At 29.6% G+C, this 16,029-nt stretch carries 12 protein-coding genes; 10 read left to right on the top strand and 2 right to left on the bottom strand.

The genetic code is table 4. The features are described 5' to 3' along the window. Positions 1-208 precede the first annotated feature (208 nt). The 6 genes from V3255_RS03640 (at position 209) to V3255_RS03615 (ending at position 7,004) form a co-directional block, all read left to right on the top strand. Positions 209-904, top strand: coding sequence for a TrkA family potassium uptake protein (locus tag V3255_RS03640; protein WP_337898662.1), 696 nt, complete (start codon positions 209-211; stop codon positions 902-904). Positions 905-1,401: 497 nt separating this feature from the next. Next, positions 1,402-2,736, top strand: coding sequence for an ABC transporter ATP-binding protein (locus V3255_RS03635; RefSeq protein ID WP_337898663.1), 1,335 nt, complete (start codon positions 1,402-1,404; stop codon positions 2,734-2,736). Next, the gene (locus V3255_RS03630) at positions 2,723-3,583 is read left to right on the top strand and encodes an ABC transporter permease (protein WP_155270896.1); all 861 of its coding nucleotides are present in this window, start codon (positions 2,723-2,725) and stop codon (positions 3,581-3,583) included. The genes V3255_RS03635 and V3255_RS03630 overlap by 14 nt, the downstream gene beginning before the upstream one ends. Further along, a complete protein-coding gene (locus tag V3255_RS03625) occupies positions 3,576-4,400 on the top strand; it encodes an ABC transporter permease (protein ID WP_303437990.1) in 825 nt (274 codons plus the stop codon). Before V3255_RS03630 ends, V3255_RS03625 begins: the two co-directional genes overlap by 8 nt. Continuing rightward, the gene (locus tag V3255_RS03620; protein WP_333503539.1) at positions 4,385-6,100 is read left to right on the top strand and encodes a hypothetical protein; all 1,716 of its coding nucleotides are present in this window, start codon (positions 4,385-4,387) and stop codon (positions 6,098-6,100) included. The genes V3255_RS03625 and V3255_RS03620 overlap by 16 nt, the downstream gene beginning before the upstream one ends. 64 nt (positions 6,101-6,164) lie before the next feature. Further along, complete coding sequence (locus tag V3255_RS03615; RefSeq protein ID WP_333503538.1) at positions 6,165-7,004, top strand: leucine-rich repeat domain-containing protein; 840 nt, start codon at positions 6,165-6,167, stop codon at positions 7,002-7,004. Positions 7,005-7,013: 9 nt separating this feature from the next. On the opposite strand, the gene tsaB is transcribed toward V3255_RS03615, so the two are convergent. Both tsaB and V3255_RS03605 read right to left on the bottom strand, forming a co-directional pair. Next, entirely contained in the window at positions 7,014-7,541 is a 528-nt protein-coding gene (gene tsaB / locus V3255_RS03610; RefSeq protein WP_303465802.1) for a tRNA (adenosine(37)-N6)-threonylcarbamoyltransferase complex dimerization subunit type 1 TsaB, read from the bottom strand. 33 nt (positions 7,542-7,574) lie between these two features. After that, positions 7,575-8,927 (bottom strand): hypothetical protein, encoded by a 1,353-nt coding sequence (locus V3255_RS03605; protein ID WP_333503537.1) that lies wholly within the window; start codon positions 8,925-8,927, stop codon positions 7,575-7,577. A gap of 156 nt (positions 8,928-9,083) precedes the next feature. Here V3255_RS03605 and pyrH point away from each other — a divergent pair, with 156 nt between their 5' ends. The 4 genes from pyrH to V3255_RS03585 are packed head-to-tail and all read left to right on the top strand — an operon-like array spanning position 9,084 to position 15,710. Then, complete coding sequence (gene pyrH / locus V3255_RS03600) at positions 9,084-9,794, top strand: UMP kinase (protein WP_252262915.1); 711 nt, start codon at positions 9,084-9,086, stop codon at positions 9,792-9,794. 1 nt (position 9,795) lies between these two features. Then, complete coding sequence (locus tag V3255_RS03595) at positions 9,796-10,356, top strand: ribosome-recycling factor (RefSeq protein WP_333503536.1); 561 nt, start codon at positions 9,796-9,798, stop codon at positions 10,354-10,356. A 3-nt stretch (positions 10,357-10,359) separates the two neighbouring features. After that, entirely contained in the window at positions 10,360-11,283 is a 924-nt protein-coding gene (locus V3255_RS03590; protein ID WP_333503535.1) for a phosphatidate cytidylyltransferase, read from the top strand. Between the two features lie 35 nt (positions 11,284-11,318). Next, entirely contained in the window at positions 11,319-15,710 is a 4,392-nt protein-coding gene (locus V3255_RS03585; protein ID WP_333503534.1) for a PolC-type DNA polymerase III, read from the top strand. Positions 15,711-16,029: the final 319 nt, after the last annotated feature.

Below are 16,029 nucleotides of genomic sequence, written 5' to 3'. Positions count from 1 at the left end.
AAAAATTAGTCAGTTAATTTACTTATATAAAACAAACAAAAAAGCTAAATTATTAAATTATACATTTTTTTTCAAAAAAACCAAGCAAAAACAAGAAAATTTAAAAATACACAGAAAAACTAGCCTATAAAACATTTGTGCTTGCACACCTTCAAAAATTTTCTGATTTTTGAACTAATTTATTGTTTTTTAGATAAAATTTAAGCAAATGAAACGAGCAAATATTTGTATAATTGGTGCCGGACGACTAGGTAGAGCAGCAATAACCCAACTAGCAGAATCAGGGCACAATATTATTGTGATCGATAAAAGAGCTGAAAATTTAAAATTTATTCGCGAATTTGCGACTGTTGAACCAATTATAATGGACGCTAGCGACATAAATGCAATTCGTAATGAAGTTGGACTTGAAGATATAGACACAATAATCGTTGCTACTTCAGATAATATTGAAATTATTGCAACTTTATTAGAATTACAGACTGAAATTAATTTTTTCAACAACTTAAAAATAGCCGCACGCGCTGTTAATAAAAGACATGCTCGTGTTTTAAAACAGATCGGTGTTGACTGAATTATTAGTCCTGAAGAAGAAGCGGGAATTAAAATGGCGCTTTTAAGTGTTGATAAAAATTTCCTGAATTATGCAGATAATCTTAAAGAAATAGCAAATGGAATATTTGCTGGAAGCGTTAATGTAAAATCGCCAAACTATATTAATAAAAGCATAAAAAACGCTAATTTACGTCAGTATAATGTCAATGTTGTTTTAATCAAAAGAAATAAAGAAACAATTTTGCCAGCTGCAGAGACAATAATTCATCAAAATGATGAGATAACAATAATCGGAAAAATTGGTGATGTTACAACAGTTTTGCAAAAAATGGAGTCTATAAAGAACTAAAATTGGAAAATTTTAGGAAAAAGTCCTTTAAAAGTTCTTGGGACAACAGCATAAAATTTTATTTTTGCTAAAATCGCAAAAATTGGTGATGTTACAACAGTTTTGCAAAAAATTAAATCTATAAAGAGTCAAAATAGGAAAATTTTAGGAAAAAGTGCTTTAAAAGTTCCTGGAACAACAGCATAAAATTTTATTTTGCTAAATTTTTTTGAAAAGTTAAAAATATAGTATAATTTTCAAATAATCATGGATTTTGGAAAATACTATTTATATTTACTAAAATATTACATGTTTGCGGCATCTCTCTTTGATGATGCTGCTTTTTTCCATGAATCTGCATCAGAAGATATTTTCGATAAATTCCCCACCACTCTTCATTAGAGAAGATTTTTTTCTTCAAAGATGAAGTTTTCATATTTTTTTTAGAATAAAATTACATTTTTTTATTTAAATTAGATATTGTTTTTAATTTTATCTACTCAAGAGGGAATTATAAAATGCAAAAATTTCACAAAAGTGAAACAATAATCTCGCTTGTTGATGTTGATAAGGAATTTGGTGATAAGAAAGTTTTAAATCAAATAAATTTGGACATCAAAAAAGGTGATTTTGTCACTCTTTTAGGTCCATCTGGATCTGGAAAAACTACAATTTTACGCCTAATTGGTGGTTTTGAATGAACAACCCGAGGCGAAATTAAATTTAACGGGGTTGATATTAAAGACGTTCCAGCCCATAAACGAGATACAGCGACTATTTTTCAAGATTATGCACTTTTTCCACATTTGTCAGTTAGAGGAAATATTGAATTTGGCCTAAAATTAAAAAGAATTAAGAAAAGTGACTCTGAAATTCCACAGTCAATTTGGAAAAAATTTGAAGAATTAAAGCAAAAATGGCAAGCAAAACAGGACAAAAAAATTGCAGAACTTAATAATTTGCAAGCAAACCTAGAAAAACAGCTTGAAAATCCTAATTTAGACAGCAAAACCCGTAAAAAATTACAGGAAAAACTTGATGATTCAGATTTTAAATATTCTAACTGGGAAAATTATGTTTTTTATAAATCTGTAACTTTTGAAAAAAAATACCTTACTCGTAAAATAACAAAAACGGAAATTGATACCGAAATTAAAGATATTATCGACCTTGTTGGTCTAAGTGGCAACGAAAACCGTGCAATTTCAGAGTTATCTGGTGGAATGAAACAGCGAGTCGCACTGGCTAGATCGCTTGTTATTGAACCTGAAATAGTTTTATTAGATGAACCTTTATCAGCTTTAGATGCAAAAATTAGACAAAAAATGCAAGTTTTTCTCAAAAAAATTCAGCAAAAATTAGGTCTAACTTTCATTTTTGTAACTCATGATCAAGATGAAGCCCTTCAATTATCAGATAAAATCGCTGTAATTCGTAACGGAAAAATCGCTCAATATGACGTGCCAAAGAAAATTTATGACTATCCTGCCAATAAATGAGTTGCTAATTTCATCGGTGATTCAAATTTTTTTGAAGCAAAATTTATTGGAAAAAATAAGGTTGAAATTCTGGGTACTGAGCTCTACACAATTCACACAGAATTTAATTATGGGCAAAAACTGGATGCACTTATTCGTCCTGAAGACATCGATATTGACCTAAATTCTGGATATTTTAAGGGTAAAGTGGTTCAAAATATTTATAAAGGGTCATATTATTGACTAGATATTCAAGTTGGTTCTAAAATTATTTACGTTGAAACTAACGATTTTTACGATCTTAATACGCAAGTTTATCTAAAATGAGATGATGATGCAATTCACTTAATGGAGATTGAAAGTGGAAACTCTTAGCTTTTTTGATAAATTTTGACAAAATTTCAAAAAAAATTTAAATCCACGCATCAGTCTTGTTCTCCCTTATTTTGTATTTGCCCTAATTTTAATAGTTATTCCACTTATTTTACTTTTTGTTAAATCTGTAAGTCCACTTTCGACAAACGGCAGTCCATTTGACAACCATCTTTTAGTAAAAGAACAAACAACTTGGCAAATTATTGCCCGTTCAATTTTTGTTGGACTAATTAGCGCTTTTATTTGCTTAATTTTAGCATTTCCGTATGCTTTTATTGTCGCAAATTCAAAATCACGTATTTTTAAAATTTATTCTTTATCATTAATAATTACACCTTTAATTATTTTTACGATTGCAAAAGTCTTCTCATTACGAGCTTTATTTTTGGCAATGTTTGACGAAGGATCGCTAAATAATAACTCTTTTATGATTCTTGGTCTAATTTTTCTCAATTTTCCTTTCATGGTAATTCCGCTTTATACAATTTTTAGAGACATGCCTAAAAACTTAATTGAAGCTGGCACAGATTTAGGGTATTCAAAATTTTGAGTTTTGATTAAAGTGGTTCTTCCTTATAGTTTTCGGGCAATTAGCTCTGGATTTGCGATTGTTTTTTTAATGGCAGCAACTTCAATAGTTGTCTCAGATAAATTGCTACCAAACGGATCACAAAATCAACTAATTGGAAATTTAATTAATAATTCCGCAAACACAACAAACCCTTTTGATCTAGCTCGAGTTTCATCACTTGTTTTAGTCACACTTTTAGTTTTTATTGGAATTTATACACTAATTCATTTTACACCGATTGTTATCATGAAACTTAAAGGATTTAAATATGACTAAAATTATTGATTTTTTTCAAAAACATGAGATTTTGAAAAAAACTTACGTTTGATTTTTGATAATTATTTTTTATATTCCAATAATTTTTGGCTCTATTTTTTCATTTAACAGTCCGTCAAAAAAAGGTTTTGTCTCTTCAACATGAAACAAATTTAGTCTGCAAGCATTTGACGAATTTGCAAAAGATACTTTTGCTTCAGCGTTAATTAACTCATTAATTATTGCATTTTTTGCTGCAGTAACCGTTGTTTTCCTTTCGCTTTTAACAGTTTTTGCCCTCTGAAGACAAAAAAATAAATCTGTAAAAATTTATGTAAATGTCACCTCAAATATTCCTTTAATTAATCCTGATGCTATCACTGCAGTTTCGCTTGCAATTATTTTAGGCTTCATTTTTGGTTCACTTTCAGCGGCTTATGAAGGTTTGTATCGGGCAATTATTTCCCACATTGTCATGACTTTACCTTACGGAATTTTGATAATGTATCCAAGAAGTGAAAAATTTTCGCTGAGTTTATATGAAGCAGCCCAAGATTTAGGGTACTCAAAAATGAAGGCATGATTTTTGGTTTATTTAAAACACATGTCGCCAGCGATAATTTCGGTTTTTCCTGTTGTTGCTTTTCTTTCTTTTGATGATTTTATAATCACAAAAATTACATCAAACACCCAAACAGTTGGAACGCTTTTGTATCAAGGAACTTTTAAAACTTGAGCGCTAATGTTGGGAACAATTATGCTCTTTATTTCCGTGATTTCTAATTTAATTTGACTTTATTATAAAAATAAAAAGGAAAAAACATGAAAAAGAATTTAGTCAATTTTTTTGCCAAAATAGCACTCGCACTTTCGGTAGTTAGTGTTGTTTTTATTGCATCTTTTTCAAAATCAAGCTTCCCTTTTAAACCGGTTGTCTATAATTATGAAGCTTACATTTCTGATTTTGGTCGCGATGTAATTAACAAAGATTTTAATTATCGCGAATTTGGTGATGTTAGCGAATTTACAAAAGCAATTGAAGACAATCGCACAATTGCTGGGGTTGGTTCAGATTTTCAAATTGCACGTTTGGCTCAAAAAGGTCTTTTACAAAAAATAGACTATTCAAAGCTTTTTCCAAATTGAGAGCTAACTAAGGTTTTTCAAAAACCGCAAAATTATGCCAGTTTTTCTTTGGCCCAAAAGCAAGAATTTATCAATAAAAAAAGGGCCGCTTTTGAAGAAATATTTCGCCCTGAAATTGTTGAGCATGTTGATAAATATGACCAATTTATGAAAGATGCCTATGATCCCCGAAAAAATCTTGACACTGATAATGATGGAATTCAGGACCGTTTTTGAGAGTTTTTCATACCTTATTACACCCAAGACAAAGTGATTGCCTACACAATTGGCGATTATGATGTTGATGGTAAAAGAAAAAATCTCCGTAAATTTCAGGACAAATGAACCGCTGAGCAAAAAGAGCAAATTCAAGAAAAAGGCCTTAAATTTGAAGACCAAAGTCTTAGCGGAATTGGTAAAACTTTGCGAAAAAATGGCTACAGTTTTTTTGAATGAACTGAAGCTATGCGAGATAATTTGCTAATCGGGGCCGAAAAAACTAATCAATATGGTCAAATATTAACTGAAAATAACTATAAATCATTTGTTGATGGTTTTATTGACTATATCGGTGAAATTTCTGGTTTTGACTATTTTAATTTGCGACACAATGTTTTTAAAACTTCAGGTCTTGACTTAGCCAATTCGGTAATCGATCCTTCTTTGAATCAAGATGTTGGCTTTTTGTATAATGGCGATTCTCTTGATGCCCATTATTCTAAAGATAATTATGAAGAACTTGAGGAAGAAAATACAATTGCAATTATCCGCCCAAAAAATAATTTAACTTTGCTTGATGGCTGAATTATTTTAAAAGACACTTCGCCTGAATTGACCGACAAGGTTTATAATTCACTTTATGAAGGAATTTATAAAGGTGAAGATTTTGACTTAGAAGAAATTGTCCAAAAAGCAAAAGTCGAGGTTGATTTTGCTTTTGTCCAAAATAGCGAGACAGAAAAATTTGAACCTAAAAAGGGAAAAGGTTTTTATTTTGACTATGAATCTATTCCTTTTTTAGCAAATTTTGACTATATAAATTACACCCCAACATTTAAAAAATCCTTTAAATTCTTTAAGAAATTCTACTTTAATGATGCAGTTGAAACTGTTCGCGAAACTCTTGAGGGCGAAGACCGCTCAGTTTTTGTTGACCTTAATGATGAAATTATTGATGATGAGAAAAACTTAAATTACAACAATATTAAATCTGAAACTTCATCAAACAGATCGCTTCGAGCTTTAAATATGTACCTTTCTCAACAACCTGAGCAAACTTTTTATGGTAATATGCCAACCGAAAATAACACTGACGAGGGTAGATATCAGATAAATTACACTTTTTTAATGCCCTTGGACGAAAGACTTGCTTCTCAAATTCGCACTTACTATAATTTAAAGACAAAAAATTAGTACTTTTATCAATAAAAGTTTCTAATTTAATATTTTTACTAAATATTATTGTAAAATTTACCTTATGTTCAAGTTTAAAAAAATATTAAAAACATTAGCGCTTTTATCACCAGTGATTGCACTTTCTGCATGCGGCCAAAGTCCATCTCAGGCAGAACAACTTCTTGCTTCGATAGATAAAACTGATTCAAAATATGTAAAAATTGATGAGTCAACAAATTCTTTTGTGCTTGACTTATCAGATTCTGGACTAACAAAAATTGACAAATCTGCATTTTTTAGTCTAAAATCACGGATTTATCAAAAAACCACTCTTCAAAATCAGAATCAAACTAATCAAAATAATGGCGAAAATGCGCAAAAACCTCAGGAAACAAAGGTAAATTTTTATTTTTTGTCAAAAATAATTTTTCCAGAAACACTAACTGAAATTGAAGATTATGCATTTTATGCTGATAGTGCAAATTTGACTGATAAAGAAAAAATTCAGGAACTTGATTTTTCAAAGGTTACCAATCTGAAGAAAATTGGCGATTTTGCTTTTCAAGGAAATAACATTACAAAATTAGTTTTACCTTCATCTTTAGTTTCAATCGGTAAGCAAGCTTTTGCTAAAAATAACCTAGAACAGGTCGATTTTTCTAACTCAAAGAATTTAGAGATTATTCAAACTGGCGCTTTTTTTGATAATAAAATTAAAAATCTTGATTTTAGTCAAAATACTAAATTAATCGAGATTTTCACTAGCGCTTTTGAATCTAACAAAATTGAAACCGTAAAATTCAACAAAAGTGCAAAACCAGTTACAATTGGAACATCAGCTTTTAAAGATAACGTTATAAAAGCTAACGAAAATTTTGAAAACCTTCCTGAATTAAGTTCTCTTAAGTCACCATTTAATTAATTTTTTAAACTAATTGTTATACAAAGGGAAAACATTAACTATGTTTTCCTCTTTTTTAAATAATTTTTGGGCTTTTGCAAAATTATTTAAAATTAACTGGTAATCAACTTGATCATCTGGCCCATTTTTAGACTTAATATCTGAAATTTCAGAGACTAATTGTCCGTCATTAGCAAAGGCACTAAACTGTGAATTTTTACTGTAACTAATAAAATATTGCTTTTTTTCCTTTTTTTCAAAAGATAAAAGGTTAAAAGTTGAGCAAGTTCAGAGATTTATATTGCCTAATTGGGCAAGAGTTCTAAAAAATGTCAGTCCAACCCTACATCCTGTAAATGTTCCTGGCCCTAAATTAATGTAAAAATCACTAAAATCTGTAATTTTTAGATTATTTTTTGACAAAATATTACGAACTAATTCAGGGAGCAAATCAGCTTTATTTTTAATTTCGACTATATTAGAATCGACAAGGTCGAAATTTTTGTCAAAAATTGCTAAAACTAGGTCTTTACTTACACTGTCAATAAAAAATTTCATAATTAAAAGTATATTTTAATACAAAATTTGTTTTTAACTATAAACATTAGAACGAAATTCTGCAGGGTATCTTTTTCATGTCAGAAAGTATTTTCTTGGCTTATCAGGTTGAAAATTTACATTAGAAACTCTAATTCGGTATTGGGCGTCTTCAAAAGCTTTAAAGCTAATTTTGTCAAACGGGCTTATATCTGAGTTTGCCTCAATAATTTTTTGTCAACTTCCACGGTAAATTTCGATTGAAATATCAAAATCATTTGTTTTATAATTTGGTTGACCATAAAGCAAATTACTCACTCCATCACGGACTGTTTTACCAAAATTATAAAAAAAACCGCTAAATCCCGATAAGTATTCTCCCACCACTTCTTTTTCAGAAAATCTATCATTAAAAACAAGAGCTGAAAATTTTTGACCTTTTAAAAGCTCAAAAGGCTCGCTTACATACTCATTTCCATCATAATTATTGTATAAATAATTTTCTTGTTCCAGAGTAAAATAGGCATCTTTGTAATTTATAAATCCAAAACCTTCGCTTGAATGGGCACCATTAAATCCTAAATTGCTATTTTCTGAGGGTTGAGCCGTTAATGATAAGGCTGAAATTATTTTTAGATTCCTTTCTTTTAAACTCTCATAAGAGTCAAAACTTGATGAAAGTGCGCTAAAAATAGCCGAAAGTAGGAAAGCTGAGTAAAATTTTATGTTTGAATCACGAAAATTTAACTGATAGTTAAATTTTAATTCTGGAAGTACAAAGTGGTTTGATTTTACCATTCCAGAACTGTTGCCAAAATTTTTGACATAATTAAAAAGTCGCGAATCTTTCTTGAATCTGTCGTCTTGTTTTGCAAAAAAGCTGAAATTACTGTTAATTTCATCGCCTAGAGTTCTGCTTCCGTCAAAAAAATTTATTATTCCAGTTTTACCACTTCAATAATCAAGAAAATCTCCTAATTTTAATAAGTCTCTCCCATTTGAAAAATATTCATTTAAAAAAGTTCTTTTTTCCTTATACAAGTGCAAAACCATCTCGACCCCAACAGTTTCAAAATGTGAAAGGCCTTTATTTCATTGCTCACCTGTTTTAAAACGGTAAATAATTAAATTTGAATTAGGGGCAAAAAACTGAAAAATTGCTTGCAAGTTGTTAAAATCATTGTTATTTTCGTCCCCGTTTTCTTCAATAAAAACTCCAACCTTGACATTTCTATTTACTTTATTTAAATTTGCATCAAAATTTAAGTTTGAAGCAAGTTCTTTAAAATCAAAACTTGAGTTTTGATACTGGTGAAAATCACCAGATTTTTGGCTAAAAAGCAAAAAAGGACTTAATATTGTTAAACTTGGCAAAATAAGTCGCTTAAAAATTCCCTTAATTTTCATTATGACCACCTTCTTCTTTTTCTTCACACATAATTAAATAATCAGGCTTCTTTTTGCCTAAAAAAAGTAAAATCAACACTTTTTTCCTAAATTTTTCCTTTTTTGTAAATAATCGATTAAAATAAAGTATAATTAAATAAAATTTTTTGAGATAACATGAAGTCAACTATTCTAATTAAACTTTCGGGTGAAAGTCTAGCTAACAAACAAAAATCACTCGCAATTGATTATGAACTTGTCGGTCGAATTGGCCATCAACTTAAAGAAATTCAAAAATTAGGTTATAAAATTTTAATTGTGATTGGCGGTGGAAATTTTTGGCGTGGAACTTCCGCTGCAAAAAACGGAATAAATCGAAATACTGCCGATTATATTGGCATGCTTGGGACTGTAATGAATGGACTGGCCCTTGATTCAGTTTTTCGTGATTTGCAAATCAAAACTCGTGTTTTGTCTTCAATGAGTTTGGATCCTCGAATTTGTGAGTATTTTGTTCGAGAAAAAGCTATTAAATATCTCTCAGACGGTCATGTTTTAATTCTTGTCGGTGGAACTGGTCGTCCATTTTTTACAACAGACAGCGCCGCTACCCTTTTTGCCTCTGAAATGGATGCAAATTTAATTCTAGTTGGAAAAAATAATGTAAACGGGGTTTTTGATTCTGACCCTAAAATTAATCCAAATGCGATTAGATATGATAAAATTACTTATGATCAAGTTATTGAAAAAAATCTAAAAGTAATGGATTCAACAGCCTTTTCGATGGCGCGCGATAACAAGATTAGATTATTAATTTTCGACATTAAAGAAGAAAACAGTATTGTAAAATTAATAAAAGGTCAAATCAAACATACGGAGGTTTATTAAAATGAAATCTGAAATTGAATTCAATTTTTATAAAGAAATTCTAGAACAAAAAGCGCAAGATGTTTATTCCTATTTGGAGAAAAGTTTCCAAAAAGTAAGTGTTGGCGCACCAAATCCCCAATTAATTTCCCATATTAAAGTTAGTTTTTACGGGACGCTAACCCCAATTAATGAAATTGCATCAATTTCAACCCCTGTACCCTTACAACTTTTAGTAAGACCGTATGAAATGTCACTTGTAAAAGAAATTGCAACCGCAATAGTTGCATCAAAAATTGATGCTCAAGTTCAAAAAGAAGCTAACCAAGTCCGTATAATTTTTCCTGAGCCAACACAGCAAAAACGCCAGGAAAGCGTTCATTTATTAAAAAAAATTCACGAAGAAGCTAAAGTTAAAATACGTCTAATTCGTCAAGATGTTAATAAATTAATAAAAAAAGAAGAGCTTTCCGAGGATCAAGAAAAAGACTATCTCAACCAGGTTCAAAAAATAATCAATTCACAAATAGAAAAAATTGATGAAATTTACGAAAAAAAAGTAAAAGAAATTCAAACTCTTTAAAAAATGCGGGCATTTTTCCCAAATTTTGCATCTAAGGAATTTTTATATCGCTTTTTATCCTCAGTTTTTATTATCGCAATAATTGCTCCAATTTTATTTGTAGGTTATTATTGACATTTTTGGGGACGAATAATTTCCTTTGGTGTTTTAGCATTTGTTTTATTTTATAGTTTATACGAAATTTTTTTTCACTTTCAATCCAAAAAAATTTTTGCTGCAATATCTGCATCATTAGGTTTTTTACTATTTTTATTACCTTCAAATTTTAATTTAAATCAAATCTATTTTTCTAAAGACGTCGAGTTTAGTTGAAGTTCAGTAGAATTTTTTGCAAGAGAACAAGTTTTAGATTATCATATTTTTTTTACCTTACCTTTTTTAATAGTTATTAGATTTATGGATTCTAAACAAAAAACTAATTCTCGTTTTTTCTCTGATATTTTACTTAAATTTATAATTATTTTTATAGTTACATTATTTTTTAAATTTTTGTGAATATTAAACACATTTAATGTGTTTTTAGTTATTTCTTTGGCTTTAATTGCCGTAATTTCCGACATTTTTGGCTATATTTTTGGTTCAATTTTTGGAAGAAAAATATTTGCTTGAAAATTTGATTTTTCTCCCAAAAAATCAATGGAAGGATTCATTTTTTCCTTCATTTTTTCCTTAATTTTTACTTTATTAATTTTTTTACATCTAAATTTCGGAATTAGTTTGAATAATTGACTACTGTTTAAAATTTTGGCAATAATTTTTCTACCAATTATAGCTATTTTTGGTGACATATTTTTTTCTGTTATAAAAAGATATTTGAATATAAAGGATTTTTCACAAATTATTAAGGGCCATGGTGGAATTTTTGACCGTCTTGACTCTATTAGCTTTGTTTTTTTATCATTTTTTACAATTATTCTAATAATTTAATTTTTTCTTTTTTTTAAAAAAGAATGAGGATGGCTATGAATGTAAGGTTCAAAAAATTTTGTGAGTGAGTTAATTGGCAAATACCGCCAGATTGAGATGATGTTCGAATAATTCAAAAAGAAAATTCAAACCAAGATAATAGCTCAAATGAATTTTCGGCAATATTTAAAAAAACTACCCTACCAAAATTTTTTGACTTATATTCATTTATTAAGTTAATTTCGACAATTAATAAAAAATCCTCAATTTCAAGTTGTAAAATTAATTTTGATTATGAAATTGAACAGAATTATTTTCATGAACATGAATTATTAGAGTATCTAAATGGTTTAATGGAAAAGATTTCAAAATCTAAGAATTTTTTTACAGATAAAGAAATCGTAATAGCCGGTCCAGCTAAATTTAAAATTTTCTTTTCAGATCCAGAAAGCTTTAATTCTTTTAAAGAGTACGAAAATAAATTGCTGAAAATAATAAAAAAAATTGGCTTAATTCATTTAGATCTAGTTTTTATACTTGAAAACAGGCAATTACCACCTCAAAAAGAATTAAATATACCTATAGAAAGTGTTTTGGACACTTCACCACCTCAAACTTCTGTTCGCAAGAAAAAAACCTCTAAAAAACATAGTAATTTTGAGCTTATTAATTTAAAATTCATTCGCTCACATAAGAATTCTAATGTCGAATTCCACGGCGAAATTTATAAAATTTCAACAATAAAATCAAAAAACGGTGGTCAAATTTTAAAAATTTATGTAAATGACTATGAATACACAGAAGCAGTTGTTGTTGATAAATTTTTGCGAGCAAATCAAAATGTTGACCTAAAAGTTGGCGATTTAGTAAAAATTCTCGCTGAAATCAAGGACACAACTTCGCGATATAAGTCAAATATTGATCTAACTTTGCGTGACATTACTAAAATAGAAACATCTGACTTTTTTCCTGAGCAAAATATTGATAGCGCTAGTGAAAAAAGAGTCGAAATTGCCGCTAGAACTTGAAAATCAACTATGGACGGAATCGCAAGTGCAAGTGCATATGTTCGTCATGCATTAAAAAATGGATATTCGGCAATTGGAATAGCTGATTTAGATTCGGTCCAAGCTTTCCCTGAGTTTTATGCTGCTATTAAATCGACAAATATTAAGCCTATTTACGGCTCAACTTTTTCAACATATCCATCAAAAATTGAAAAAGTTTTAAATTTTAACGGTAAAAATCAGTCACTAAATTCAGCTAGATTTGTCATTTTTGACTTAGAAACAACGGGACTTTCTTCATATTATAATGAAATTATTGAGTTTGGTGCGCTTGTTTTTCAAGATGGAATTGAAATTGAAAAACATCAGTTTTTTATTAAACCATCACAAAAAATACCACATTTAATTACAAAAATTACTGGAATTACCCAGGAAATGATTGATGAATTTGCGATTTTGCCGGTCGTTGCTGTTGAGAAAATAGAAAAAATTATTAAAAATTCGGTTCTAGTGGCCCATAATGCAAATTTTGACTTTAATTTTTTAAATCAATTTTTTAAAAAACATGCACAAAAATCAGTGGAAAATCCAATTATTGATACGCTCGAAGTAAGTCGTTTTTTGAATCCTTCAGAAAAAAGTCATAGTCTTAAAAATGTGGCAAAAAGATTTGAAATTTATTATGATGATGAGGTAGCTCACCGGGCAGATTATGATGCGCAAATTTTATCCAATGTCTGAAGAAATTTTCTTAATACATTACAAAATCAAAATATTCAAGATTTAGAGCAACTTTCATCAGTAAAAGACTCAATTTTTGATATTCGTCCAGAAAAAGTTTTTCCAAAACAGTTGACAATATTAGCCAAAAATCAAATCGGCCTAAAAAAACTTTATAAATTAGTGTCGCTAGCAAATACAGAAAATTTAATTTCCCGTCCGCTAATTTTTTATGACAAAATTGAAAAAGACCCTGATTTATTGGTAGGTTCAGGAGGAATCGATTCGCTTTTAATCCAGAATTTACTTTATTTTGGGCCTGATAGTGTTCAAAAATTTGAAAAAATATTCGATTTTATCGAAGTTCCGCCTCCAACTGCGTTTGTTCATTTAGTAAAACGTGAAATTTTTACACAAAATCAGATCGAAGATTTGATAAAAAATCTGTTGAATTTGGCAAAAAAATTAAAAATTCCAGCTGTTGCAATTGGTGATGTTCGTTATTGCCAGTCTCGTGAAAAAATTTTTCATGAACTTTATATTTATGCAAAAGGTGTCGGCGGAGTCAACCATCATTTGTTCGATCACCAAGAAAAGGAACGAAAAGACCCTAAAAACAGTCACATTTTTCCCGATAAGCATTTTTTTACAACTGATGATTTAAAAAAACAGTTTGAATTTTTACAAAATCCTGAATTAGTTGATGAATTTGTGGTAAAAAACTCCAATTTAATTGTTAATTCAATTTCAGATAGCATTGAAATTATTAAACCCGGCCTTCACCCGCCAGAATTTGATAATTCCGAAGTTAATTTAAAAGAAACTGTTTACAAAAATGCATATAAAAAATACGGAAATCCATTGCCAGAAATAATCAAAACTAGAATAGAAAAAGAACTTATTCCAATCATTCAGCACGGTTTTCACGTTGTTTATTGAATTTCAAAGCGAATAGTCGATGAAGCCAAATCTCAAGGAGCAATTGTTGATTCTCGTGGGTCGGTAGGTTCTTCTATTGTTGCATATTTGACCGGAATTACAGATGTAAACCCACTTTTACCGCATTATTTGTGTCAAAAATGCTCTAAAGTGGAATTTTTTGACTCACAAGAATTTTTATCAGGTTATGATTTGCTTGACAAAGAATGTCAAAATTGTGGTGAACTTATGGATAAAGACGGTCATAACATCCCTTTTGAGACTTTTTTAGGATTTAATGCCGAAAAAGTTCCTGACATTGATCTAAATTTTTCAGGTGAGACGCAACTTAAAATGCACGATTTTGTTCGTGACCTTTTTGGAAAAGATAAAACATTTCGTGCTGGAACTATTTTGACAAATGCCGAAAAAACTGTTTTTGGTCTAGGGAGAAAACTTGGCGAATTTAAGGCAATGTATGATTCAAAATTTGATCTAAACCGTGAAGTTTCATATTTTACAAATACATTTCTTGATTTTCTGGCCACAAAAGCCCAAGGTGTAAAACGAACATCAGGAAAACATGCTGGTGGAATTATAGTTATCCCTCAAAACCGTGAAATAGAAGATTTTACTCCTATTAATTTTCCGGCAAATAATGAAAAATCTGACTGAAAAACAACGCATTTTGATTATAATGCGCTTCATGATAACCTTTTGAAGCTAGATATTTTAGGACATGATGATCCAACAATTTTGCTTCATTTAGAGGAAATTACTGGAGTAAAATCGGATCAAATTCCAAAAAGTGACGATAAAATCTTATCACTTTTTACGACTGCAAAAGAATTAGGAATACAACCAGGTCAAATGCTTGGTGAACAGACAGGAACAATTGGAATTCCAGAATTTGGGACTCCGTTTGTTAGAAGAATGCTTCAAGTTGCAAAAGTAAAATCTTTTGCTGATATTGTCGCAGTTTGTGGTCTTGCCCACGGAGGCGGAGTCTGGCAAAATAATGCTGAAGTGCTAATTTCGAAAAAAAACCACGCAATTAATGAGGTAATTTCCTGTCGTGATGATATTATGATTTATCTTTTAAGAATGAAACTAGATCATCATGACGCTTTTAATATTATGGAAAAAGTTCGAAAAGGAAAAGGACTTACACAAGGCGAAATTGATATTTTAACCGAAAAAAAAGTTCCAACTTGGTATATTGACTCATTGCAAAAAATTGGCTATATGTTTCCAAAAGCTCATGCTGTTGCTTATGCAATGAAAGCTTGAAAAATCGCATATTTTAAACTATATCACCCACTTGCATTTTATTCATCATATTTTTCAATCAGACCTGATGTTAAAGATATTGATACTTTAATTCAACCGGCAGACAAAATTGAGGCTAAAATTCTGACATTACAACAGAGGCAAACAAATCAAAACGGATCAGGCCAAGGTTTAACCCCAAAAGAAAAGGATTTAATTCCCTTTTTAGAAATCAGTCTTGAACTAAAACTACGAGGATTTGAAATTGAAAATGTTAATCTTTTAATGTCAGATGCCCAAAATTGAATTGTTAATAAAGAAAATAATTCATTAATTCCACCATTTATTTCAGTTGATGGAATTGGTGATATTAACGCTCGAAAAATCATTCAAGCTCGTAATTTACGGCCTTTTTCGTCAATTGAAGATTTCCAGACCAGGACAGATACAAATAATACTGCGCTAAAAAAATTAATACAATTGGGAGTTTTTGATAAAATTTCTAAAACAACACAAGTAAATTTATTTGATTAAGTAAAAACAACAAAAAGCGAGTAAAATTATGAATATCGGTGGCAAAGTTTTATGCAAAGTCAAATCTTTACACAATTCCAAATTTTATTGTGTTATTTAATAGGATTTTCCATCAATTATTTCCTTAGGTTAATTAAAAAAATGAACTTTTGATCAAGAGTTGAAAAATTTCTAAATCTTAAAATACCAAAAAAATTTTCAATAATCCCGTTTTTGTCTAATATTTTGTATTTTAGCCTTTTTGTCTATTTAGTTTTTCTGTTTAATCCTTATAAGCGAAAAAAGCATTATTTTTTGCTTATTTTGTTTTTTTTAACAA

Origin of the sequence: Mesomycoplasma ovipneumoniae (assembly GCF_038095975.1) — a bacterium.
Classification (GTDB): Bacteria; Bacillota_I; Bacilli_A; order Mycoplasmatales; family Metamycoplasmataceae; genus Mesomycoplasma; species Mesomycoplasma ovipneumoniae_C.
The sequence above is the reverse complement of the archived record's forward strand: the minus strand, read 5'-3'. Positions and strand labels throughout refer to the sequence as shown.